19 protein-coding genes are annotated in these 22400 nt (G+C 39.6%); 9 read left to right on the forward strand and 10 right to left on the reverse strand.

The window, feature by feature from the left end; genetic code table 11:
• Positions 1-143 precede the first annotated feature (143 nt).
• Positions 144-3308: a caspase family protein gene (locus RIB54_RS13565; protein ID WP_350101420.1), complete on the reverse strand. Its 3165-nt coding sequence runs from the start codon at positions 3306-3308 to the stop codon at positions 144-146.
• A 140-nt stretch (positions 3309-3448) separates the two neighbouring features.
• On the opposite strand from RIB54_RS13565, the gene RIB54_RS13570 reads away from it, so the two are divergent.
• The gene (locus RIB54_RS13570; RefSeq protein ID WP_350101421.1) at positions 3449-4723 is read left to right on the forward strand and encodes an NRAMP family divalent metal transporter; all 1275 of its coding nucleotides are present in this window, start codon (positions 3449-3451) and stop codon (positions 4721-4723) included.
• On the opposite strand, the gene RIB54_RS13575 is transcribed toward RIB54_RS13570, so the two are convergent.
• Positions 4720-5454, reverse strand: a complete 735-nt coding sequence (locus RIB54_RS13575; RefSeq protein WP_350101422.1) for a DUF6503 family protein — start codon at positions 5452-5454, stop codon at positions 4720-4722. The two genes, RIB54_RS13570 and RIB54_RS13575, sit on opposite strands and share 4 nt — an antisense overlap.
• A 181-nt stretch (positions 5455-5635) precedes the next feature.
• Between RIB54_RS13575 and RIB54_RS13580 the strand changes: the two genes are divergently transcribed.
• Positions 5636-6370 carry a hypothetical protein gene (locus RIB54_RS13580; protein WP_350067433.1) on the forward strand — a complete coding sequence of 245 codons (735 nt, stop codon included), beginning with the start codon at positions 5636-5638 and terminating at the stop codon, positions 6368-6370.
• Positions 6371-6384: 14 nt separating this feature from the next.
• Here RIB54_RS13580 and RIB54_RS13585 read toward each other — a convergent pair whose 3' ends face one another.
• Positions 6385-6954 carry an RNA polymerase sigma factor gene (locus RIB54_RS13585; protein ID WP_350067435.1) on the reverse strand — a complete coding sequence of 190 codons (570 nt, stop codon included), beginning with the start codon at positions 6952-6954 and terminating at the stop codon, positions 6385-6387.
• Positions 6955-7007: 53 nt separating this feature from the next.
• Between RIB54_RS13585 and RIB54_RS13590 the strand changes: the two genes are divergently transcribed.
• The 6 genes from RIB54_RS13590 (at position 7008) to RIB54_RS13615 (ending at position 13952) form a co-directional block, all read left to right on the forward strand.
• A complete protein-coding gene (locus RIB54_RS13590; protein ID WP_350101423.1) occupies positions 7008-7727 on the forward strand; it encodes a C39 family peptidase in 720 nt (239 codons plus the stop codon).
• Positions 7727-9169: a RimK family ATP-grasp domain-containing protein gene (locus RIB54_RS13595; protein ID WP_350067439.1), complete on the forward strand. Its 1443-nt coding sequence runs from the start codon at positions 7727-7729 to the stop codon at positions 9167-9169. Before RIB54_RS13590 ends, RIB54_RS13595 begins: the two co-directional genes overlap by 1 nt.
• Positions 9169-10428, forward strand: coding sequence for a carboxylate-amine ligase (locus RIB54_RS13600; protein WP_350101424.1), 1260 nt, complete (start codon positions 9169-9171; stop codon positions 10426-10428). The genes RIB54_RS13595 and RIB54_RS13600 overlap by 1 nt, the downstream gene beginning before the upstream one ends.
• Positions 10407-11102 carry an N-formylglutamate amidohydrolase gene (locus tag RIB54_RS13605; RefSeq protein WP_350101425.1) on the forward strand — a complete coding sequence of 232 codons (696 nt, stop codon included), beginning with the start codon at positions 10407-10409 and terminating at the stop codon, positions 11100-11102. The genes RIB54_RS13600 and RIB54_RS13605 overlap by 22 nt, the downstream gene beginning before the upstream one ends.
• A 696-nt stretch (positions 11103-11798) precedes the next feature.
• Positions 11799-12812: a threonine aldolase family protein gene (locus RIB54_RS13610; RefSeq protein WP_350101426.1), complete on the forward strand. Its 1014-nt coding sequence runs from the start codon at positions 11799-11801 to the stop codon at positions 12810-12812.
• A 432-nt stretch (positions 12813-13244) separates the two neighbouring features.
• Positions 13245-13952 (forward strand): DsbA family oxidoreductase, encoded by a 708-nt coding sequence (locus RIB54_RS13615; RefSeq protein WP_350101427.1) that lies wholly within the window; start codon positions 13245-13247, stop codon positions 13950-13952.
• A 67-nt stretch (positions 13953-14019) separates the two neighbouring features.
• On the opposite strand, the gene RIB54_RS13620 is transcribed toward RIB54_RS13615, so the two are convergent.
• From RIB54_RS13620 to RIB54_RS13635, 4 genes are all read right to left on the reverse strand, one after another.
• Positions 14020-14511, reverse strand: a complete 492-nt coding sequence (locus RIB54_RS13620; protein WP_350101428.1) for a hypothetical protein — start codon at positions 14509-14511, stop codon at positions 14020-14022.
• A gap of 162 nt (positions 14512-14673) precedes the next feature.
• Complete coding sequence (locus tag RIB54_RS13625; protein WP_350101429.1) at positions 14674-15630, reverse strand: Fic family protein; 957 nt, start codon at positions 15628-15630, stop codon at positions 14674-14676.
• Between the two features lie 239 nt (positions 15631-15869).
• Positions 15870-18269 carry a penicillin acylase family protein gene (locus RIB54_RS13630; protein ID WP_350101430.1) on the reverse strand — a complete coding sequence of 800 codons (2400 nt, stop codon included), beginning with the start codon at positions 18267-18269 and terminating at the stop codon, positions 15870-15872.
• Positions 18270-18447: 178 nt separating this feature from the next.
• Positions 18448-18960: a hypothetical protein gene (locus RIB54_RS13635; RefSeq protein WP_350101431.1), complete on the reverse strand. Its 513-nt coding sequence runs from the start codon at positions 18958-18960 to the stop codon at positions 18448-18450.
• 187 nt (positions 18961-19147) lie between these two features.
• Here RIB54_RS13635 and RIB54_RS13640 point away from each other — a divergent pair, with 187 nt between their 5' ends.
• Entirely contained in the window at positions 19148-20458 is a 1311-nt protein-coding gene (locus tag RIB54_RS13640) for a DEAD/DEAH box helicase (RefSeq protein WP_350101432.1), read from the forward strand.
• Positions 20459-20593: 135 nt separating this feature from the next.
• On the opposite strand, the gene RIB54_RS13645 is transcribed toward RIB54_RS13640, so the two are convergent.
• From RIB54_RS13645 to RIB54_RS13655, 3 genes are all read right to left on the reverse strand, one after another.
• Entirely contained in the window at positions 20594-21160 is a 567-nt protein-coding gene (locus RIB54_RS13645) for a hypothetical protein (protein WP_350101433.1), read from the reverse strand.
• Positions 21161-21288: 128 nt separating this feature from the next.
• On the reverse strand, positions 21289-22053 hold the full coding sequence (locus RIB54_RS13650) for an SDR family NAD(P)-dependent oxidoreductase (RefSeq protein ID WP_350101434.1): 765 nt from the start codon (positions 22051-22053) through the stop codon (positions 21289-21291).
• A 1-nt stretch (position 22054) separates the two neighbouring features.
• The gene (locus RIB54_RS13655) at positions 22055-22384 is read right to left on the reverse strand and encodes an antibiotic biosynthesis monooxygenase family protein (protein ID WP_155179678.1); all 330 of its coding nucleotides are present in this window, start codon (positions 22382-22384) and stop codon (positions 22055-22057) included.
• Positions 22385-22400: the final 16 nt, after the last annotated feature.

Raw genomic sequence — 22400 nt, forward strand, 5'->3', positions numbered from 1 at the left:
GAGACTGAGGAATATTAAGAACCCTAGCTTACGTTATAATGGTACACAGAAAAAGCAATCTAAAGGGAAGAAATTCAACAACAAGAAGCGAAGAAAGGCCAACTACAAACGATCTAAAAAAAGCAGCAAGGGGAGAAGGTAAATTACTTTTCCCCTTCTTCATCCTCTTTCGGAGCCTCCTTTTCATAAACAATGCTGATAGGGAAGTCATTACCATGCACAAAACCTGTAGGATATTGCTCCTGACCTCCATATTGCCTACTTAATTCAGGAACACGTTCGTCCATATATATTTTCAGCTCATTGACAGTCACCTTTTCATCACCAGAGTCAGCGGCACCATCTAAAGCTTCCAGTAAGGCGTAGGTAAATACACCATGCTGTAACACTTCAAATTCTGTCGCAAACTGCTGTGTACCACTGGATGCCAGCATGACTACACCCGATGCTCTGGCTAGTTGCACAATGGCCTTTTCTTCAGAGGCAGCAGCCCTAACACCCATAGACTTGATAGCTCCTCCGGAATGGCACGCATCCATTAGTATTAATTGTTTTTGTGATTTTACTTCTGCTAAGTAACCTTTCAGTTCTGTTGCACTTATGCCTTTATCCTGCAGCTGTTGTGGATCACCATATAACTTAGTGATATTGGTTGGCACCAGATAATACTCATTATCATTTTCTTCATCTAAAGTGCCATGTCCTGCATAATAGAAGACAAATACATCCTCTGGTTTAGCCTGTGAAATTATAGACTCAAAACCTTTGATGATATTTTCTTTGGTGGCTTCAGTATCGTAAATCTCAGTTTTACGAACATTCTTAAACATCTTGCTGCTATTGTCAATTACCTTGTTGGTAAAAGATTTGGCATCTGGTTGGGCATAATTAAGGTTATATGCCGGATTTTTATAGGTGTTTATGCCCACAGATAAAATATACAGGCTGGATGTTGCCATAATTTCACCTACATACTTCACTTTCAACTTATCCCCGGCTGATTCTATTTTCTGGAAGTTCTTGACAACAATTTTAAATTCATTGTTACCATTGGTCAGGTTTACTGAATAAGTACGATGGAACTGCTTTCCCTGAGTGCCAGTTGTCTCAAACTCATCATCTATCAGGATCAATTTATTATTTTGATAGATATTTACTTCTTTTATACCACCACCACCATCATAAATGTCGGCTTCTAATTCCAGTGTCTTACTTTGGGTATCATAATTGCCATCATGGTAATCTAGCTGTTTATACTCACCGAACGCTAAATTGTTTATGTTAAAAAAGGCTGCAGATGGTCTATTAAGCTTAGTTAAATCAAATATCTTTTCACCTTCCTCTTTCAAAATATCAGTTACTCGCTTAGCATGCACCATGCTCTTCACCATGGTTTCGGGTCTGTAAAGAATATCGAAATACTGTTCTGCAGAATAATATTCAGCTAGTTTATTAATACCTTCATTGATATGCCAACCAAAATACTGCGCTCCATTTGAGCTGCAACTAAAATATCCGTCTGGTGCCCACACTATCCATTCCCCTTGATCGGAAACAAACATATTTGCAAATGGAATAGTTGTCACACCTAAGTTCGAATATACTTCTTCAATATCTTTGTAGGTTTTGTCACCCACTGACTTTAGATAAACTATAAATTCTTTCCAGGCTTCTTCAGATGCTTGATAGGTCAGGGAGTCTACTTCCAAAGAAGTGAAATACTCGTGCCAATCCTCAGCTTCAAATACATCTCTTAAACTTGGTAAATCCCCTTTGTCATAAAGATTCCATATCTTGATTGTTTGATCTTCACTACCAGAGGCCATGTACTTACCATTTTTGCTTACCGTAACAGTTCGTACGCCTCCAGTATGGCCAAGAAATTCTTTAAGAATTCCACCGCTTGTACTATATTCTTTTAAAGAAAAGTCGCTTCCAACGATAACATTGCCATTGGCCCTTACCTGATAGTCCAGTATTCTTCCATCTTCAAACTCATCATTTTGAATAACATTGCCCTTGCCTATTTCTAAGGTATATATGCCAGTTTGTTTTACTAGTTTATTGGCTTCTAACAGAAAGCCAGTGGATCCAATGGATGGTTCTTCAGGGTTTACGGTAATACCAAAAGTGGAGAAATCAAATCTAAAATTATGTACTACCCGATCTTTATTAGTTTGATCAGTAGAAATGTAAAGGTCTAGCTCCTCTCCAAAACTCAAATCCCAAATAGTGCCTCCATGACCCTTAATGGTTTGTTGAGAGCGGCCATTAATAGGGTTCCATATGTAAATAAGATTATTGTTTCCGCCAGCCGTGGCTACAATATAATTCCCTGTTTCTGATTCAGGAGAAAAGTCTGCGCTAAAAACGGTATTATCATGACCATTGAAGTCTGCAAATTTGTTTCCACTGGGAATAGAATAGCTGCGGCCAACACCAGAAACATCCATGGCTACCAGTATTTTTGAGTCGTAAGAAAAGGTTAAAGCGTTGATGATATTCTTTTCATTATTAAACTGCTTCACCAGCTCTCCGTCAGGTTTCCATAAAAACATTTCATTGTTTAAACTACTCGAGGCTATATAGCTACCATCTGGAGAATATACGGCCTTATTCACAATGTCTTTGTGGCCTTTTAACTCCCGCGGTGAGAATTTAGAAACCCCGGCATTAAGCTTAACCAAATCATAAACTAACACATTCTTTTGATCTGAAGCTACTGCCAGGGATTGTGTCTTATTATTAAATGAAACGCCAGTTACCCGGGTACCCACTTCAAGTGTAGCTTTCAAGGGCATTTGATGAGACTCTTCAACCGACCATATATTAATGGTGCCGTCATCACTTCCTGAAGCCAGATATTTACCTGATCCATCAAAGTCAAGACTGTTGATTACATTGCTATGACCTACTGCTGTTCCTGCCTGAACACCTTTTTCGATATCTATCAAAATAATATGATTTCCTTTTTCTGCGGCTGAAGGATATCCTGCTGCCGCCAGGTATTTTCCGTCAGGGCTGATTGCTGAAGCATAAAACATGCCCTCTGGACCTTTACCTATTTGGGCTTCAAATTTTTTGATCATCTCACCAGTACGTGAATCCCATATTCTAATAGTTTTATCTTCAGAAACAGAGATGATTTGCTTTCCGTCAGGACTGTATAGGATATTAAATATTTTGCCTGAATGGCCACCCGAATTAATGACAATTCTGGGAACACCAGTTTGAGCCTTTGATAGCGAATTGCTAAATACTAAGGTTATAGCCAGTAACACTTTTGAAATCCACCTGAGAGTTACCATAGTTTATAATTTTGGTGTTATTTGTAGAATTGGGAGCAACAAGTAAAACTAATTATTTTTAAGTAGATTGAAAAGCAATATCTTTTGCCAAGATATTGATAATGAATACAATAAATGCTGTGAAAGGTAAATGATAATGAATGCAATTGAATAAAAGAATCTCTTCTATACTCCTTTGGTCTATAGTATCTGCAGCATTTATTGGGCCAGGCACTTTGGCAACAGCTACTGCTGCTGGCGCCCAATATGGCACCCAACTGATCTGGGCGCTGGTTTTCTCTACAATTGCATGCCTTGTATTGCAGGAAATGGCAGCAAGAATAACCATAATATCTGGTGAGGGACTGGGAAGCATCATGAAAAATAAATCCAAAAGCCAGTTTGGGGTTTACTTCATTGGCTTTTCTGTAGTGTTAGGATGTGCTGCTTATCAGGCCGGAAATATATTAGGGGCAATTAGTGGGGTACTGCTCTTTACGAACTTCAGCAAGTTGGGATTGATACTGGCTACAGGCCTTTGTTGTTGTGCATTGCTATGGAAAGGTAGCATCAAGTTGATAACCACCAGTTTGGGGATTTTGGTAGCCATAATGGGATTAATGTTTCTGTTTTTAGCTTTTCAATTACCACTTTCGTGGAGTGATGTAGTAGAGGGCGCAACAATTCCAAATATTCCTGATGGAGCCTCCTGGATAGTATTGGGTTTGGTCGGCACTACCATTGTTCCTTACAATCTGTTTTTAGGAGCTGGTGTTGCAAAAAATGAAGTACTTTCAAATATGCGTTTTGGCTTGTCCATTTCAGTCCTGTTTGGCGGTATTATTTCAATTGCTATTCTCTTGGTGGCTACCAATGCAAGTTCAGAAAGTGGCTTTGCAGATGTTGCCAATGTATTGGGCAGTTATTTAGGTAATTGGGCTTTTGTGTTTATGGGTGTAGGCCTTTTTGCAGCAGGCATTACCTCATCCATAACCTCGCCTATGGCAGCAGCCATTATTACTTCATCTATTATCGGTCATCAGGATAAAAACAAAGTTTATCGCATGACCTGGATATCAGTTTTGTTTATAGGAATGCTCTTTGGGATGCTGGATTTTAAACCGCTGTCTGTAATAATTGCAGCTCAGGCGCTCAATGGCTTGGTGTTGCCTTTGATGGTAATTGTCCTGATTATTTTTACAAATAACAAAAAGATAATGGGGGAGACTTCAAACAGTTGGCTGTTGAATATTCTGTGCCTGTTTATATTAAATATTGTACTCCTAATTGGCTTTAATAATTGCCTTAAATCTATAGAACAGATCTTTACATTTAAAGTAGAAAGCAGTGCTATCAGGTTTATGATACTGCAGGTTTCATCGATATTACCTTTACTTTATACAATTATTCGAGTGATTAAAAGTAAGAAGGTTTAAAGCAGTTCGACATTAAAATTAATAAGCTCAATTTTTGATAACTCTTCTAACTCGCCCGTCTCAAAAGCTTTGCCTATAGCATCCAGTTTAATATCTGTTTTTGGTTTGTAATTGATATAATCCAATGCCCTTATTCCACTCACAGTACGGGGATTGTAAGCTTCCCTGAAACGCATGCCACCACCATCGGTCAGGTAACTATAAGCCAAATAATCGATAAAATAAGTTTCCTTGTCTATCCAATAGATAAATTCATCTTCAAAGTCTTTGCCACCACCTTCTTGCTTAAAGGTCACCTTTATTTTGTAATAATCTTTGTCCTTTAATGTCTCACTGCCAAGGTGGGTTTTAATTACTGCGGCATCATTTAAGTTGTAAGGCAATAGTGCAAAATATATGACAGAGTTGATGGAGTTAGTGTATTTGAATGCCATAGAATCTGCAACTTCTATGACAGTACCATTCACCTCTCGCTGAAATCCGTCATTGGTAACCTGATCCCTGATCATATCCAGTGAGTCTTTAAAAAGGCGGACCATTTCATATTCTCCGTTCTTGCGCTTTACACCATACTCTCGATCTCTAAATTCAAACTCAACCTGCGCCATGTCCAGTTTGTCGCTTCCCGCAGCCAGTCGGGCCTGATCTACCACATACTGGGCATCATCATTTTTATCTGTGCAACTGGCAGCTATCAGGATGATAAGAAAAAGTGTGTATATATTTTTCATAATATTAAAATTACAATTTCCTTACTTGAAACCCATTTAAATGGCTAATAATAACTCTTAGGACAGATACCTGACAATTTTGGCACCCAGGAACCTTAGATAAATAATTACCTAAAAATTTTCCTCATATTATGTGACCTTTTTCAATGTCCTCGTCATATGGTCTCAACTTATATAATAAATGAAAAAATTATTTATTCTGCCAGTATTAATATTGGCCTTTGCTTCGTGTAACACCAAGCAATTAGAAACAGAAAATGCGGCTTTAAAGGCTGCTATGGATAGCCTGAACATTCAAATTGAGAATGACAAGGTAGTAGGTGAGCAATTGGCAAAAGTGTCAGCGCTTATGGACTCTATCGACAAAGAAAGAAATTCGTTAAGGATAAACCTTGAAACGGGGATCAAACCTGATGATTATGAAACCAGGATGAAAGGTATCCAGCAGTACCTGAAAGATACGCGTAAGCAATTGTCTGATATGGAAAAGAACAATACTTCTTATTCGGCATTGGTCAGGAAGCTTCAAAAAGAGCTGGTTTCAAAGAACACTGAGATTACAAATTTGCAAAATCAGGTGGCTTTGTTTCAGGAAGAAAACCAGGGGTTGATTTCAAAGGTAAACCTACAGTCTGTTGAAATTGAAGACAAGAATGAGATGATCATGATCAAGGAGCAGGAATTGGCACTTATTGAGGCTAAGATGCAGGAGCTAATGATCAAAGCTGAAGTATCGGAAGCAGATGCGTTCTTTGCAAGAGGTGAGGCTATGGAATTGGCTGCTGACAGAACCAAGTTAGCCCCTAAGAAAAGAAAAGAGACTTATCAGGAAGCCCTGGAATTGTATAAAAAATCCCAGTCATTGGGTAACACTTTTGCTCAAGCTAAAATAGAGGCACTTCAAAAGAAGATATAAATATAGATTGGGGGTCAGGGAGAAGGTTTTTTATATGTCTCATATAAAACGTTGATCTTATCCCTGGCCCTTTTCAATCTCATCTTCACGGCACTTTCTGAGAGATGTAGTGCTGCTTGAATATCCTTCACATGATGCTTTTCCTTGTATTTCATCAAAAGCAAAAGTTTTTCTTCAGGAGTCATAGCATCCAGCAGTTCAAATAATATTTTCTCTGACAATTCCTCTGGAATTTCATCCACACCGTCTATAAGTTCAGCTACCTCGTCCTTCATTTTGTCAGATATCACCTTCTGAACATTTTTCTTGTTTTTTCGCAAATAGTCAATGCAGGTATTATGAACTACTGAAAAAAGCCAGGTAGAAAATTTGGAATCGCCCTTAAAATCTTTAATCTTCAAAAAGAGCTTTATCAGTATTTCCTGACACAAATCTTCAGCCGCATCTTCGTCTTTTGTATAGGAAAAACATTTTTTTAAAATCGATTTTTCATGCCTTTCGGCAATTAGGGTAAAGTACCTTGAGTTACCATCTGTCCTCAGCAATAATACGATCTCTTCATCTGATAAATTTCTATTGAGCATGAGTGACTTTTTATTTTGCGTGCGTCTTATTTAGGTCTATTGAAGATATACAAATGATATCAAACGACCATAAAACAATACTTTCACTTAACATCCGAAAACAGCCTGATGATGTTACCTGTGGGCCTACCTGCTTGCAGGCAGTTTATCAATATTATCATGATGATATAAAATTGACAGATGTTATAGGGCAGGTCAAACAGCTAAAAACAGGAGGAACCATCGCGGTTACCCTGGGCAATCATGCGCTGGAAAGAGGCTATCAGGTTACTATTTATACCTATAACCTCACCACTTTTGATCCTACCTGGTTTAAACCTGGTGTTGACCTTTCAGAAAAACTTAGATTACAACTTGAGAGCAAGCCCAAAGCCAAAAAGCTAAAAGCAGCTACTAAGTCGTATTTGAAATTTTTGCAAAATGGGGGTAAGATAAAGTTTGAAGAGCTTACTCCTGGTTTTTTAAGAAGACATCTTGAAACAGGGACACCTATTCTTACTGGCCTTAGTGCTACATACTTGTATGAAAGTCCCAGGGAAATTGGGGATTTTGAAATCAGATATGATGATATAGCAGGTAGGCCCAGCGGACATTTTGTTGTCATCAAGGGCTATAATCAAAAAGAGGTATATGTTGCAGATCCTTTGGCGGACAATCCAATCAGTGATAAGCAGCATTATCCTGTTACATTTCATAAACTTATAAACTCAATAATGTTAGGTGTAATGACCTATGACGCCAATTTGTTAATTATTCATCCTAAAGAACTATAATGCCGAAATTAATTATTACCGAAAACCCTGAAAAATGGAAAATAAATGCTGAGGGAGCTTCAATTATTTCTCCATCAGATTATTTTGGCAACAGCGCATACCTGGAGTCAAAGAATTATATGATCGTCAACCTTTGCCGTTCACACCAATACCAAAGCTTAGGCTATTATGTCTCACTATTGGCGGAAGCGCGTTCGCACAAGGTTATCCCTGAGATTTCTGTTTTGCAGGATTTTAGGTTTCCGTCTTTTATTAAGGATGATGCCGAGGAGTTTGACACCCTTATTCAGGATACTTTAAAGGGCGAGAGTTCTTCTAAAGTTAGTATCAATATCTATTTTGGGCAGGTTGATAACGTAAGTTATTCCAAGCTCGGCATTTTGCTGTTCAACCTGTTTCAGGTGCCTATCATTCAGGCTATATTTTCAAAGAAAGACAAGTGGCAGCTTCAGTCGCTGAAGCCGCTGCACCTTAAAAATCTTGATGAAACTGGATTTAAAAAGCTTCAGGAAGCTTTGCATTTTTATGTCACCGGCAAGAAGGTGGTGCGCAAGAAATATTCCCGCAAGAAATATGACCTGGCCATTTTGGTTAATCCTGATGATCCTAATCCACCATCAAGCCCACAGGCACTGCAGAAGTTTATAGCCGCAGCAGATAAACTTGGTTTTAATACTGAGATGATCACCAAAAACGATTTTGGTAAGCTGGTGCAGTTTGATGCTTTGTTTATTAGGGAAACTACTAATGTGAACCACCATACCTACCGCTTTGCTAAAAAGGCCGAGGCCGAAGGATTGGTGGTTTTTGATGACCCAGGATCGATACTAAGATGCACCAACAAAGTGTATTTGCATGAGCTTTTAGTGGCCAATAAAATAGCAGTTCCTAAATCCCATATTATAAGAAAGGATCATCAGATTATCCCTGATACTTTTAAATACCCTATGGTAATAAAACAGCCTGACGGTTCATTCTCAAAAGGGGTGAAGAAAGTAGCAGACGATGCGGAATTGCACGCCACATTGAAAGATATGTTTCAGAAGTCTGAGCTTTTGATAGTGCAGGAATTTATGCCTACTACCTATGACTGGCGAGTGGGTGTCATCAACAAGCAGCCGCTATATGTTTGCCGTTATTTTATGGCGCAGAACCACTGGCAGATTATCAACTGGAAAAAGGACAACCAGCACCGTGATGGGAAAAGTGAAACTGTTGCCGTTGAAGATGCGCCATGGGCTCTGATTGATTTGGCTTTGAAAGCCACTTCACTTATTGGTGATGGATTGTATGGAGTTGATATTAAGGAAGTTAACGGTAAGTTTTATGTTATCGAGATTAACGATAATCCAAGTATAGATGCTGGTATAGAGGACAGGGTGTTGAAAAACGGCCTTTACACCAAGATTATGGAAACGTTCGTAGAAAGACTAGAAAAATAATGAGCAGTTCGAGATTACATTTGTTTCAGGCTTATGGAATAGAGCTTGAATACATGATTGTAGATAAAAATTCATTATCTACCAGACCGATTACTGATGATGTTTTTAAAAAAATCAAGGGTGAGTATGTCAGTGATATTGAAAACAAAGAGGTAACATGGTCCAATGAATTGGTGCTGCATGTGGTGGAAATAAAATGCACCAAGCCAGAGGCAGATCTGGAGATGATGGCCGATGCCTTTGCAGAAAATGTGAAGGTGTTGAATAAGCATCTTGCTGGCTTCGATGCAAAATTGTTGCCTTCTGCCGCTCACCCGTTGATGGATCCGGCAAAGGATACACACTTATGGCCACACGATAATAATGAGGTTTATGAGCTGTATAATAAGATGTTTAATTGCAAAGGCCACGGCTGGTCAAATCTGCAAAGCACACATATCAACTTGCCGTTTTATGATGATGCCGAGTTTGCTAAGCTCCATGCGGCCATCAGGCTGATATTACCTCTGATACCGGCTATTGCTGCCAGCTCACCAATATTGGGCGGTAAGAATACAGGCTTTCTTGATAAGAGGATGGACTACTATCAGAAGAATCAGCGTGTAATTCCTTCTTTGACAGGTAAGGTGATTCCTGAACGGGCTTTTTCTAAAAGACAATATCATAAGCTGATCTACGATAAAATAGTGCATGATATTGCCAAGTACAATACCGATGATATTTTGGATCCGATTTGGGTGAACTCAAGGGGCGCTATTGCGAGATTTGACCGGGGAAGTATCGAGATCAGGATCATGGACATTCAGGAATGCCCTAAAGCTGACATGTCAATAGTGGCACTTATTGTCAACACCTTAAAAATGTTGGTGAATGAGAAGTTTATTGGTTTTCATGATCAACAATTGTGGGAGGCTGAACCGTTGAATGAAATTTTACAAGAGACTATGCGCAATGCAGAGTCAGCCATAATAGACAACAAGGAGTATTTACAGGTTTTTGGTATTGATAAAGAAAACATAGAGGCCAAAGAAGTTTGGAGACACATATTTGCTAAAGTGTCTGAAGCTTACCCAGATGAAATGGCTCCATGGAAAGAAACCATAACTACAATAATCAATAAAGGCACGCTGGCCAGCAGAATATTAAAAGTGCTGGACAATGTGTATTCTGAGGATAACATCAAATTGGTTTATCAAGAGCTGGCCGACTGTTTGGCTAATAACGAAATGTTTGTGGTATGGGAAAAAGCAAAATTATAATTAGCTGTGAGCATGCCGGCAATTATATTCCAAAGTCATATAGTTACTTATTCGAGGGTAAAGATGGGATTTTAGCCTCACACCGCGGTTGGGATTTGGGTTCTATGGAGCTGGGCAAATATATAGCCAGGCACCTGGAGGCTCCGTTTTTCTTTCAGAAGGTATCCAGGTTGTTGGTAGAGGCTAACCGATCTTTAGATAATCCTGAGTTGTTTTCTGAATTTACTGCCCAGCTACCCGAAAAACAAAAAAGAGAACTGATTGACAGCTATCATTTGGCTTACAGGCAAAGTGTGATTGCTGAAATTGACAAGGCATTAACTTCTTTTGATCGTGTTATCCACGTTTCTATGCACTCGTTCACTCCTGTTTTAAATGGAGTAGAAAGAAGTGTCGATATCGGGGTGTTGGTGGATGAGGGTATTGCTAAAGAGGCAGAATATGCCAATTCGCTAAAAGATAAAATCTCTGAGGCCATTCCTGAAATGCTGACCATGATCAATTTGCCTTATAATGGTGCAGATGATGGTTTTACTACTTTTTTGAGGAAACAGTATTCGCCTGATCGATATATAGGTGTGGAGCTCGAGATCAATCAGAAGTTTGTGGGCACAGCGCAAATGGAGGTATTAAAAAAAGGATTGGTAGTAGCTTTGGATGATAGTTCTCATTAAAATAAGAAAGTCATCCCGAGGAACGAGGGAACTTACTAAGTGTAATTAAAAAAACTTAGTACGATACTTCACTGTGTTCAGTATGACGAGGGTTTTATTAATGCGCTCGCCCCTGAATTTATTCCGGGGCCTCCTTGAGGATGAACGTCTGCATTAAATCTTTAGGGGTGCCGGAATAAATCCGGCAAGAATAATTACCTCCCCGAAGTCTGTCCCATGACAGACTGTTTCTTTACAAATCTAAATCATTTCCCGTTGAGCCATAAAACCTGTGAGGCAACTATTTATAAACTTACCGTGGAGATTCTAGATTTTTAGAAATGGAATGCGCTTTTATTAATATGAGCCTGTCAGGGGACAGACTCGGGGTGAGTTACTCTTTTTGTATTGACAGAAAAAGAGAAAAAAAAATTAATACTACTGCACTCTATCCCCAACGCCTGTCCCCAGACAGGCTTTTTCTTTACAAACTCAAATAAACTCTCGCTGTGCAATAAAACCTGTGAGGCAACTATTTATAAACTTGCCGTGGAGATGGCTGATTTTGAGGACTGGGACACATTGTTTTATTAATATGAGTCTGTGTGGGGACAGACTCAAGCGGGGCGGGGAATCCAGCAAGAATTCTGACCATTCATAAAACTCACCTTTTGTCACCTAAACAAAAACTTTTAACTTCTGCCAAAATTTATAAAGATGATTGATTTACGCAGCGATACCGTCACCAAACCAACTCCTGAAATGTTTGATGCTATGATGTCGGCAAAGGTAGGTGATGACGTTTTTGGTGAAGACCCCACAGTGCTGGAGCTTGAGGCCAAAGGTGCAGAAATATTGGGCATGGAAGCCGCTATTTACTGTCCGTCAGGCACTATGACCAACCAAATTGGCATTCATATATTGTCCAGCCCTTATGAGGAGGTAGTGTGTTATTCCGGAGCGCACATTTACAGGTATGAAGGTGGAGGTGTAGCTGGCACCAGCGGACTGTCCTTTCGGTTAATTGATGGTGACAGAGGCCGATTGAATGCCCGTGAAATAGAAGCCCAAATCAATCCTAATGATATTCATTATCCTAAAACGTCTATTATAGAATTAGAAAATACCGTCAATAAAGGTGGAGGCTGCTATTATACTTTGGCGCAAATCAAATCCATAAATGCCGTAGCTGTTAAGCACGGACTAAAAATGCACCTAGATGGAGCAAGGTTATTTAATGCGCTGGTAGAAACTGATGAAAAGGCCGCTGATTACGGCCAGTATTTTGATACTATCTCCATTTGTTTGTCCAAAGGCCTTGGAGCACCTATTGGTTCATTGCTGGTTGGCAGTCAGGCACTCATTAATAAAGCTAGAAGAGTGCGCAAATTTATGGGCGGTGGCATGCGACAGGTGGGTTATATTGCGGCAGCTGGATTGTATGCTCTAGAAAATAATATTCCAAGATTAAAAGAAGACCATAAAAGAGCGAAGGCTCTTGAAGAAGCACTTCATAAATGCTCAATAGTGGAAAGTGTGCTACCTGTAGATACCAACATTGTGATCTTTAAATTGAAAGAACAACACAAGGTTTCTGAAACCCTTGAATTGCTGAAGAAAAAGGGAATTCTGGCTGTAGGTTTCGGTCCTCACGAGATCAGGTTAGTAACTCATCTTGATTTTGATGATGCTCAATTAGAACAGGCCATTGCTATTATAAAGTCTTTGTAAAATTTATTGGTTAAACATTGAACTCTTCTGAGCTGTGTTTGATTATAAACTGAGTTAATTAATAATCTAAGTATCTCCTGGTTGCGTCATTACGGAAATTTTATTTTTACATTTTACTAAAAATAAAATTGTCCGTAATCTCATATTGAGATACAGGATAAATATTGACCGAAGTTTACTGTTAAGATGAATTAAATCCAACAAAAAACCGTCATTCAGAGGCTCTTGGGGCTGATGGTGCTTGAGAAGCCGTGGAATCTCCTCAAATAGGAGATCCTCACGCCCTCCTTTAATAATGCTTTAGATGAAAGAGGGCTCAGGATGACGGAGAGACGGTTTTTTGTTGGATTTACATAAAGCTCATTTTAGGTTAATATTTTCTGAAATTACGACAAGTAATGCAGTTGAAAGTGAGAAGAAAAAAATCAAGCAATGAAAATAGAAATCTGGTCTGATATTGTTTGCCCGTTTTGTTACATCGGGAAGCGAAGAATTGAGAATGCGTTGAAGAATCACCCACATGCTGACAAAATAGAAGTGGAGTGGAAAAGCTTTTTGTTGAACCCTGATATGGTTTCTGACCCTAACAAAAGGAATCTTGAGTACTTAGCCGAGATTAAAGGCTGGTCTTTAGAGCAGGCCAGGCAAATCACGCAGCAGGTGGTAGATATGGCAGCACAGGAGGGTTTGGAATACAATATGGATCAAGCAGTGGTGGCTAACCCAAAGGATGCACATAGGGTGATACAATATGCCAAAACGCAGGGCTTGGGAGATGCCATGAAAGAGAGATTCTTAAAAGCGTATTTCACAGAAGGTAAGAACATTGCAGATTTTGAGACCATCACAACACTGGCTGTTGAAGTTGGTCTTGATGCCGATAAAGTGAAAGAAGTACTGGATTCTGGAGAGTATGCTGAGAAGGTTCAGTATGACATTTACGAGTCACAACAGCTAGGTGTGAGGGGCGTGCCTTTTTTTGTTTTAGATGGAAAGTATGGCATTTCAGGTGCCCAGCATCCTGATGTTTTTAAAGAGACATTAGACAAAGCCTGGAGCAACTATGCTCAAGTAAATTCTCCATTAGAAATGGTGAATTCCGACAATAAAGATGCTTGTGATATTGATGGGGAATGTTGAGGGTAACGTTTTGGCTATGCGCAGTGTCCCGAAGGGCATTGCGTACAGGTCTTGTTGTAGCCAGTTTTTATTTGTTTATTGATTCAAATATTAAGTTAGCAAGTGCATTTGAAGCATGAGACATTCCATTTTCTTCTTTGTCAACTGAAATCGCTAAAGTTGTTCTAATCTGTCTGTTTTTCTTTTCAGGTAACTTATTGACTTGGTTTATTTCAAACCGATTACAAAGTGGTATTTCTGAACCAAACGTGTTCAGTTTTACATAAGCTGGCTTCACCATATCAAATTTTATAATCAGAATATTAGAGTCAGTTGTATCAAAATCAAAGGTGGAAGTGGATTGAATGCCCATATTCTGTAATTTTTCTGAAAGCATCTTACCAAACTTTTCATTGAATTCCCTCCCGTTTTCTGTGTTAGTTGAATCCATGAAAAATATAACCTCTTTGGTTATGATTTCTCCTTTAGCTTTCCATTTGTCGAAATAGAAATCATTTTGAGCATTCGCACTAAGTATTCCAAAAAGGCATATACCTATTAAAATTATCAGTTTCTTCATTTTTTTCAAATTAGCTACAACACCCTGCTAAACGCCATTTATGTTTGTTATTTCTGAATAACAGGACAAAAGGTGTTGTTATTTTTTATTATCACTCCAATTTAAGCAAAAAATCTATTCTCTCTGGACTCCCGATTGCCTACAGGCAAGTATTAATAATACTCAACTAAAGTTATACCTGGTCATTCTTTTGTCACCACTTTTTTGAAGGATACCTTCATCTACTGCAAATTTTAAATCCCTGCTTGCAGTAGCTGATGAAATTTCTTTAAAGCATTTTAAATAATCCTGACGTGAAAATTCAAAGTTTTTATGTGTCTCTTTAAAGATCATAAGGCGGTCATTATTTGACAAAGCAGGTCTTTGACTATTAAGGACAATCTGTAAAGAATCATAAATTACACCTAACATAAAATCAATAAACGGAGTGGCCTGCCCTGATTTATCTGATTGACTTAAGGCCTTATAATACTCCTTTTGCTTTTCCTTGATTATAATTTCTACTGGCAGATACTCGAAAACAGCATTGTATTTCATTAGAATAATTGTTTGCCAGAGTCTCCCCATTCTGCCATTTCCATCGGTAAAAGGATGAATAAATTCCAGTTCGTAATGAAAGACACAACTTTTGATCAGTGGAATCTCCTCATTCTGCTTCAAATAATTGAATAGGTCAGTCATTAATGCCGTTACCATAGCACCCGGAGGGGCGAGGTGTTGAACTTTTGAACCCTTGACAACTCCAACTTCGGTATTTCTGAATTCACCAGGTTTTTCAATTAACCCTTTCATTAAGGTCAGATGGGCTCTTTTAAAGTCTTTAATAGAGGCTGGCTCAAATGATGTTATGTCATCATACACTTTGATTGCGTTCTTAACTTCCAGAATATCTTTCTCAGGAGCTATTACCCTTTTATTGTCCAGCAGGGCTGTTATTTGCTTAAGGGTAAGGGTGTTTCCTTCAATTTCCAGTGAAGACTGAATAGTCCTGATTTTATTCTTTTTTCTTAACTCAGTTTGAGGCTTAATTAAATGAGTGGCCTTGATTTCTCCTATTTGTTCAGAAATGGAAGAAACCAATTTTAAAATGGACGGGGTAATTTCGTAAGGCGGTTTCATGATAGTATCATATGATACTATCAAATATAATTAAACTTTGGAATAAGTATCCGTTAGTGCTAATTAAGACCCACTCTGGTGATGCTTGTGATATTGATGGGGAGTGTTGAGAGTGCTGGCGACTAACAGTCGTCAATGGTAATTATTTCATTATCCACGGATTCATTCCCGGGTCTCTTGAATCTAAAGATGCCGGAACACCTGCCTGCCGGCAAGGCAGGAGTCCGGCAAGGGAGTGACTAATTTTTAGGCCCCAACATAATTCTATCAACGGCTACAGCTTCCACTTTCTCACGTGAATAATAAACCGGGAAGTATTGATCATTGGCCCATGGCTCAAACAGGTTGTTATAAAATGGGCTTTCAGGATTTCCTGATTGGCCTGGTGCATTCGTGCCTACAGCGGCATCCCAATCTCCGGTATTCACTATTATTTTGAAAGAGGCGCCTGAACTTTGCCTGTTATTTCCTCCTGTTGATCCAGGCGTGCTGGAGTTGCCACCTCTTGGCATTGGCCCAACATCAAGTTTGGCCTTTATATCTTCTTTAACAATTTCACCCAAGGCATGTGCTATATACGTATGTTTGAATTTCTCCTGACCGTATTGCCAATTGTTTATATCATCGCCAAGGGTTTTTTCGAGATAAGCTATTCCATTGTTAAAAGCTTCTTTAAGAAACTCATTCCTTCCTTCAACAGGATTAGCTCCAAATCGACCATCAGGTGTTGTCACCCAGTCTAAAACCCTTTTCAGTTGAATTCTATTGATAAAAGGCTTGCCAGCTTCAGGAACGAATTTTGACACCGCCAGCTTGCTTAACTCATTTTCAAAGGCAACATAAATAGCAGCTTCAATAGAATTGGCCTCTAGGTTAAAGTCCCATCCACTGAGCCGATCTCTCGCCTCAGCAGCTTTGCCTTCTAACGGCAGCTCAGACAGCAAGGGTACCAGCAGACTTGCAGGAATAGAATGGTAATCTACTTGCAAGGCCTTCATATCTTCCATATTTAATTTTTTAACGGCATCAAGCACCTGTACCACCCTGTCACCGCGATAGGGGTCAGCCCACGAAAACCCGATAGCATCCCAATGCTCATAATCCGCTGGCGTTACGCTTTGGTTGGCTGTTGCAAAGTAGCCTTGTGAAGGGTTCAGGGTATTTGGTTTTTCAATAATGGGTAAATACCCATCCCACTCATATCTACCATCTCCGGGTACAGGCACCATCCCACTAAAATTTCTTCTGAGAGGAGCTATACCAACCGACTGCCAACCGATATTGCCTTTTGGGTCTGCCCAAATCATATTTTCTCCGGGGATATGGCTGTAGTTACATGCCTCTCGGAACTCTTCCCAGGTTTTTGCCTGATCCATTCGTAATGAAGCTAAGTAAGGCGAACCTCCGGGCTCAAGCCATGCGCAACGAACGGCATAGGCTACATTATGTACCGGGTCAACATACGTAACCGGACCATGTCGGGTGTATAATAGCTCAACAATTACATCCTCCTGGTCTTTCAATTTAATGGTTTCTTTAATAACATTCATATCTTCCCAGTTTCCATTGTACATGTACTGCTTATTGTTTTCAGGATTTAATTCATACACATACAAGTCCTCACCATCAGTCCGGAATACGGTCAGTCCCCAGGCCCCATATTCATTATGGCCAATAGAAATGCCCGGAATTTCAGGCTCACCACCACCAATGACATTCCAGCCTGGTGCTACCAGATGCGCCATATAACGAAGGGAAGGAATAGCAATAGTTCTGTGTGGGTCGTTGGCCATATAGGTATTGCCATCTTCAGTTAGATCACCGCTCACTACCCAGTTGTTGCTGCCTATGGAAAAATCATCATCATTTTCTTCAGCCAGATAGGCGATGGTCTTGTCATTTGTTGAATCTCTATATTCTGGAAGTATATCGCTCTTTTGAAAGGCCACAGGCTTGCGGTAAGCATTATATAGTTCTAAAATATCATCAAAGAGCAGCTCCTGATTGATGGCAGAGTCCATTTTAAGATCAGGGTCTTTGGGATGAAACCAATTGAGGTCTTTGACCTTTTCTACTCCTAATTTGGCAACCGATCGTGCCACATTCAATTCTAAATCAATGTTTCCTAAAAGACCCTGATGACGTGATATCACTACATCGGTAGTCCATTTTTCGGGAGCGATGTTAAGTATCTTAAATTCTATAGGAAGCTGTTCGGGGGTAGCGAGTATTTCTTCAATATAGGCATTTACACCTTGGGTGTAAGCAGTTATGATCTCTTCCCCATCTTCATGATAATAATCCATTTCTTGCTTCATGTCACCACGAAACTTGAAGAGCCTTGTGCCGATATCACGTTTCAACTCTCGCTCACCTAAAATTTCAGCTACTGTTCCCGTGGCTTGACGTCTCCAAATCTCGAACTGGAAAAGGCGATCTTTAGCTGCTGCATAACCCTGGGCAAAGAACAAGTCATGCTGGTTTTTGGCATAAATATGATTTATGCCCCACTCATCTCTAATGATCTCGACTGGTTCTTTTAAACCAGCGATGGTTGTTTGGTCATCATTGTCTGGAGTACAGCTAATTAGAATGATTGCGGCAAAAAGGGAGAGAAGGCTTAAGTTCTGTTGTTTCATGGATTCAAATGGTTTATGGGTGTGACGTTGGTCTCAATACCATGAGCCACTGAAACAATATAAAAAAATTGAACGAGAGGAGGAGGAAGAATTACATGAGGGGTAAAGGCAAAGTCCAGTAATACAATGTCGATAGACAATCTTTTAGCCTCATGAACGGTAACATTTGTCTAATGAATTAGTCTGGTATTGCTTCCATTTTTTCAATTCCCAATATGAATTCTACTTGTTTTCTACACTCTCTTTTATAAAGCCATCTTTCAAAAAAAATGTTTAAAATAAACATAAGTGCTAAGAAAATTTCCAACAGTATTTTCCCAAATAATGGCCATTTGTGAAAAAATATTGGAACAAAAAGGAAAGTAGAGCAGGCTAGAAGAAGTTTAAAGGTTGATGATTTGAAGGTTAAAGTTATTACATGTTTTCCACTGCCGTTAATGCCAATAGTTCCATAGGTAATAAAACTAAAAAGATGGTTCCAATACTCCATACCACCTGGATTTAAAACAAATGAGTTTGAATCTAAGAAAACTTCTCCAGATGCAAATTCAGGATTACCTGGGCTTGTGTTATGCGCTGCGTATTTTAAGTATTTTTTAAGCTTAGAAAGAAAATCTTCGCCTTTTAGGTTTGTTAGTTCAACAGTTCTATGTCCAAGTGTTATATGCTTTAATCCAGAATAAGTCACCATTTAAAAATATGTAAGTCAATATCACTCCAAATTAAACAAATAATTCTCCCTTGGATTTATTCTGGGGTCTCATATTTAACGAAAGGATGCCCGAACATGCTTTGCTCCGATGAAGCTCTGCGAAAGCAATGTCAGGCAAGAGCTCATTTATTTTTCGTTACTTGCAAGATTATTAATTTTCATCCCCATGTCAACATCCATAAAAAGTCAGGCCGCTATTCTATCCAAATTGGGAATAGAGCAATTGAACCCCATGCAAATAGAGGCTCAGTCTGCAATAACCTCCAGTGCTGAAGTGATGCTGCTTTCACCTACAGGTACTGGTAAAACATTGGCCTTTCTTTTACCACTCATCGAACAACTCGATGAGGCTTGTGAGGAAATTCAAATGTTGGTTATTGTTCCTTCAAGGGAGCTGGCCATACAGATAGAGCAGGTGATGCGTGAGATGGGAACGGGATTTAAAGTCAATGCTGTGTATGGTGGCAGAGCTGGTTCTAAAGACCGAATGGAAATAAAGCATCGGCCGGCAGTGCTCATTGGTACGCCAGGCAGGGTAGCAGACCATTTGAGAAGAGAGGCCTTTGACACAAGGCATATCAAAACATTGGTGCTCGATGAATTTGACAAGTCGCTGGAAATAGGGTTTGAAGAAGAGATGCGCGGCATCCTTGAATTACTGCCTCAAGTCAATAAGAAAGTGCTGACTTCGGCTACTCAAGGAGTTGAAATTCCGGAGTTTGTGAAGTTGAACGAGCCTGTTGTTATTGACTATTTGGAAGAAAAAGTGGCGCAGCTACAAATTAAAAAGGTGATATCCCCAAGCAAGGACAAGTTGGATACGCTCATCGAATTGCTTGGCCATATTGGCAACCAAAATGGTATCATCTTCTGTAATTTTAAAGACTCGATTCAACGCGTGAGCGACTTTTTATTTGATCATAACATTTCGCACGGCACCTTCTTTGGCGGTATGGAGCAGGGCGATAGGGAGAGGGCTTTGATTAAATTTAGAAATGGAACACATCAGGTTTTGCTGGCCACTGATTTAGCAGCCAGAGGGATTGACGTGCCTGAAATCAAATTTATCATCCATTATCACCTGCCCATAAAAAGTGAAGAATTTACCCATCGCAATGGCAGAACTGCGCGAATGAACAGTGATGGAACAGCCTATGTAATACAAGCTGAAGGCGAACGCCTGCCTGATTTCATTGGAGACCTACCTGTAGAACCTCTGACTCAATCTGAAGCACCAAAACGCTCAGGATGGAGCACTTTATTTATTTCTGGTGGCAGGAAAGATAAAATTTCAAAAGGTGATGTTGCGGGACTGTTCTTTAAGCAAGGAAACCTCAATAAAGATGAGCTGGGCGTAATTGAACTAAAGAATGACTGCGCTTTTGTGGCCGTTAAAACTGATACTATCAAAAGCCTTCTCCCAAAAGTCAATAATGTAAAGTTGAAAAAGAAGAAGGTTAGGGTGTCTATTGTTTAGCTTTTTATAAACACTTTTTAATTAGATTATCTCTCCCCGGATTCCTGTCTGCCGACAGGCAGGTATTCCGGGGTTCTTTTGTTTAAAAGGAGATGCCTGCCTGTGGCAGACAGGCCGGAACAGGTCCGACAAGAGTTAGTCATTTGACTTTCTATTAACTAACCACATCACAAAAAGAACAATAATAGAAACCCAGCTTAAGGTAGTAATTCCGGCTTTCAGTTGAGTAAATATGCTTGCTGTTTGAACAAATCCGGAAGTAACATTTGCTGGTTCTGATATCATAATTGCGATCATGATGTTTTCTGCATAGTCCGCTAACATCGCTAAAAATGGCAGTATGTACAGATTTGAAAAGAAACTATTTGGATTCATTTTGCACAATCTGGATATCCGAATAATCAATGTACTTAAGAAAAGGGCTAGTAAAATAGGATAAAGCACATCTAATAAAAATAGCTGAGGAAACAGGTAAAAATTGGTGGTGGCAGGATCTAAATTTTGAAGCAATGCCATAGCTTCAGACGGAGAATAACCACCCGGCCTTAAATCAAATGCTTCTGCACCCAATTGCGCATTAATTTTTGGAAAGGTGTACATCATCATGATTAACAATACACTATGTGCAAGTACAAACAGAATACTAATGCCTGTTTTAGTGGCTTGTCTTTCCAGTTTTTGGTGAAGCTTACTTAATATCATCTGATGGTTATTGATTATGTCTTTGGCAGATCAATTTAATCAATTATTTTAATCTCCGTGGATTCATTTCTAGGTCTTATATTGAAAATGAGATGCCGGAACAGGTCCGACAAGCGTTAGCTTAAACTTTACTGCACCGTCCACCCGCCATCAATAACCAATGTAGTACCAGTGGTCATACCAGAGCTTGAGCCTGTCAAATAAAGGATAGCCGAAGCAATATCAATAATATCCGCTACTTTCTTTACCGGTATTCTGTCAAGTACCTTTTCAAGGTATTCCGGATTGTCCAGGCGCTCTGCGGTGCCTGGAGTATAGGTGAAAGTAGGCGCAATGTTGTTAACCGTTATTCCCTGCTCTGCCCACTCCAAAGCCAGCACTTTGGTGATCATATTCACGCCACCCTTAGAGGCGCAATACACCGCATGGTCTTTAATGGCCACCAAGCCGGCCTGCGAACTCATATTAATAATACGGCCGTAATTGTTTTTGGCCATGTACTTACCTGCCTGCTGCGCACAAAAGAAGAGACCTTTCATATTGACGTCCATCATTTCGTCCCAATCTTCTTCTGTTACTTCCAGAGCAGGGTGATTAAAGCCCAATCCGGCATTATTGATAAGTACATCTATGCGGTTAAACTTTTCAAAAATGCTTTTAAAAGTTTCTTTTATATTGGCCACTGAGGTGACATCCAGTGGAAAGGCATGAGCAATACCACCTTCTGTTTCTATTTCCTCTTGTAGCGTTTTTAATTCAGCTGCACTTCGGGCACAGAGAATGGTTGTAGCTCCTGCATGGGCCATCACTTTCGCGATGCCTCTCCCAATGCCTTTGCTGGCTCCGGTAATCACCACTACCTGATCGTCAAGTCTGAAAGTTGGATAGGTCATATCAGTCATTTCTTATAATCTCAAACTGGCCGGGCGATACTTTGATGGGTGGGGGAAAGCCCTTGCCCAGCACTTTCATATTATCTTCATTAAGGCCTTCAGTATTTTCAAAACCACTGTTGACCACGGCCTGAAAGGACTCATAAGAATCCCACACCACAATATTCACAAAGTTGAATTTGTTCTCGCTGTTGATGGTCCGGTAAAAGGTTGAGCTCACAAAGCCCGGTTTGGTTTTAAAATAGTCGATATAGATATCACGCACTTTAATGGCCATTTCTTCATGCCCTTCGGGTACTTCTATCGAATTGATTACACTTATTTGTTTCATTTAATATCCTGTCACT

Origin of the sequence: Fulvivirga sp. (assembly GCF_040218215.1) — a bacterium.
Taxonomy (GTDB): Bacteria; Bacteroidota; Bacteroidia; order Cytophagales; family Cyclobacteriaceae; genus Fulvivirga.

What these genes read in the sequence shown, in the direction of transcription:
- RIB54_RS13585 (WP_350067435.1), bottom strand. Translation starts at nt 6,954, where the DNA reads ATGCTCAATAGAAATTTATCAGATGAAGAGATCGTATTATTGCTGAGG.
- RIB54_RS13615 (WP_350101427.1), top strand. Translation starts at nt 13,245, where the DNA reads ATGAAAATAGAAATCTGGTCTGATATTGTTTGCCCGTTTTGTTACATC.
- RIB54_RS13620 (WP_350101428.1), bottom strand. Translation starts at nt 14,511, where the DNA reads ATGAAGAAACTGATAATTTTAATAGGTATATGCCTTTTTGGAATACTT.
- RIB54_RS13570 (WP_350101421.1), top strand. Translation starts at nt 3,449, where the DNA reads ATGCAATTGAATAAAAGAATCTCTTCTATACTCCTTTGGTCTATAGTA.
- RIB54_RS13625 (WP_350101429.1), bottom strand. Translation starts at nt 15,630, where the DNA reads ATGAAACCGCCTTACGAAATTACCCCGTCCATTTTAAAATTGGTTTCT.
- RIB54_RS13595 (WP_350067439.1), top strand. Translation starts at nt 7,727, where the DNA reads ATGCCGAAATTAATTATTACCGAAAACCCTGAAAAATGGAAAATAAAT.
- RIB54_RS13640 (WP_350101432.1), top strand. Translation starts at nt 19,148, where the DNA reads ATGTCAACATCCATAAAAAGTCAGGCCGCTATTCTATCCAAATTGGGA.
- RIB54_RS13575 (WP_350101422.1), bottom strand. Translation starts at nt 5,454, where the DNA reads ATGAAAAATATATACACACTTTTTCTTATCATCCTGATAGCTGCCAGT.
- RIB54_RS13600 (WP_350101424.1), top strand. Translation starts at nt 9,169, where the DNA reads ATGAGCAGTTCGAGATTACATTTGTTTCAGGCTTATGGAATAGAGCTT.
- RIB54_RS13645 (WP_350101433.1), bottom strand. Translation starts at nt 21,160, where the DNA reads ATGATATTAAGTAAGCTTCACCAAAAACTGGAAAGACAAGCCACTAAA.
- RIB54_RS13580 (WP_350067433.1), top strand. Translation starts at nt 5,636, where the DNA reads ATGAAAAAATTATTTATTCTGCCAGTATTAATATTGGCCTTTGCTTCG.
- RIB54_RS13630 (WP_350101430.1), bottom strand. Translation starts at nt 18,269, where the DNA reads ATGAAACAACAGAACTTAAGCCTTCTCTCCCTTTTTGCCGCAATCATT.
- RIB54_RS13635 (WP_350101431.1), bottom strand. Translation starts at nt 18,960, where the DNA reads ATGGTGACTTATTCTGGATTAAAGCATATAACACTTGGACATAGAACT.
- RIB54_RS13650 (WP_350101434.1), bottom strand. Translation starts at nt 22,053, where the DNA reads ATGACCTATCCAACTTTCAGACTTGACGATCAGGTAGTGGTGATTACC.
- RIB54_RS13655 (WP_155179678.1), bottom strand. Translation starts at nt 22,384, where the DNA reads ATGAAACAAATAAGTGTAATCAATTCGATAGAAGTACCCGAAGGGCAT.
- RIB54_RS13565 (WP_350101420.1), bottom strand. Translation starts at nt 3,308, where the DNA reads ATGGTAACTCTCAGGTGGATTTCAAAAGTGTTACTGGCTATAACCTTA.
- RIB54_RS13605 (WP_350101425.1), top strand. Translation starts at nt 10,407, where the DNA reads ATGGGAAAAAGCAAAATTATAATTAGCTGTGAGCATGCCGGCAATTAT.
- RIB54_RS13610 (WP_350101426.1), top strand. Translation starts at nt 11,799, where the DNA reads ATGATTGATTTACGCAGCGATACCGTCACCAAACCAACTCCTGAAATG.
- RIB54_RS13590 (WP_350101423.1), top strand. Translation starts at nt 7,008, where the DNA reads ATGATATCAAACGACCATAAAACAATACTTTCACTTAACATCCGAAAA.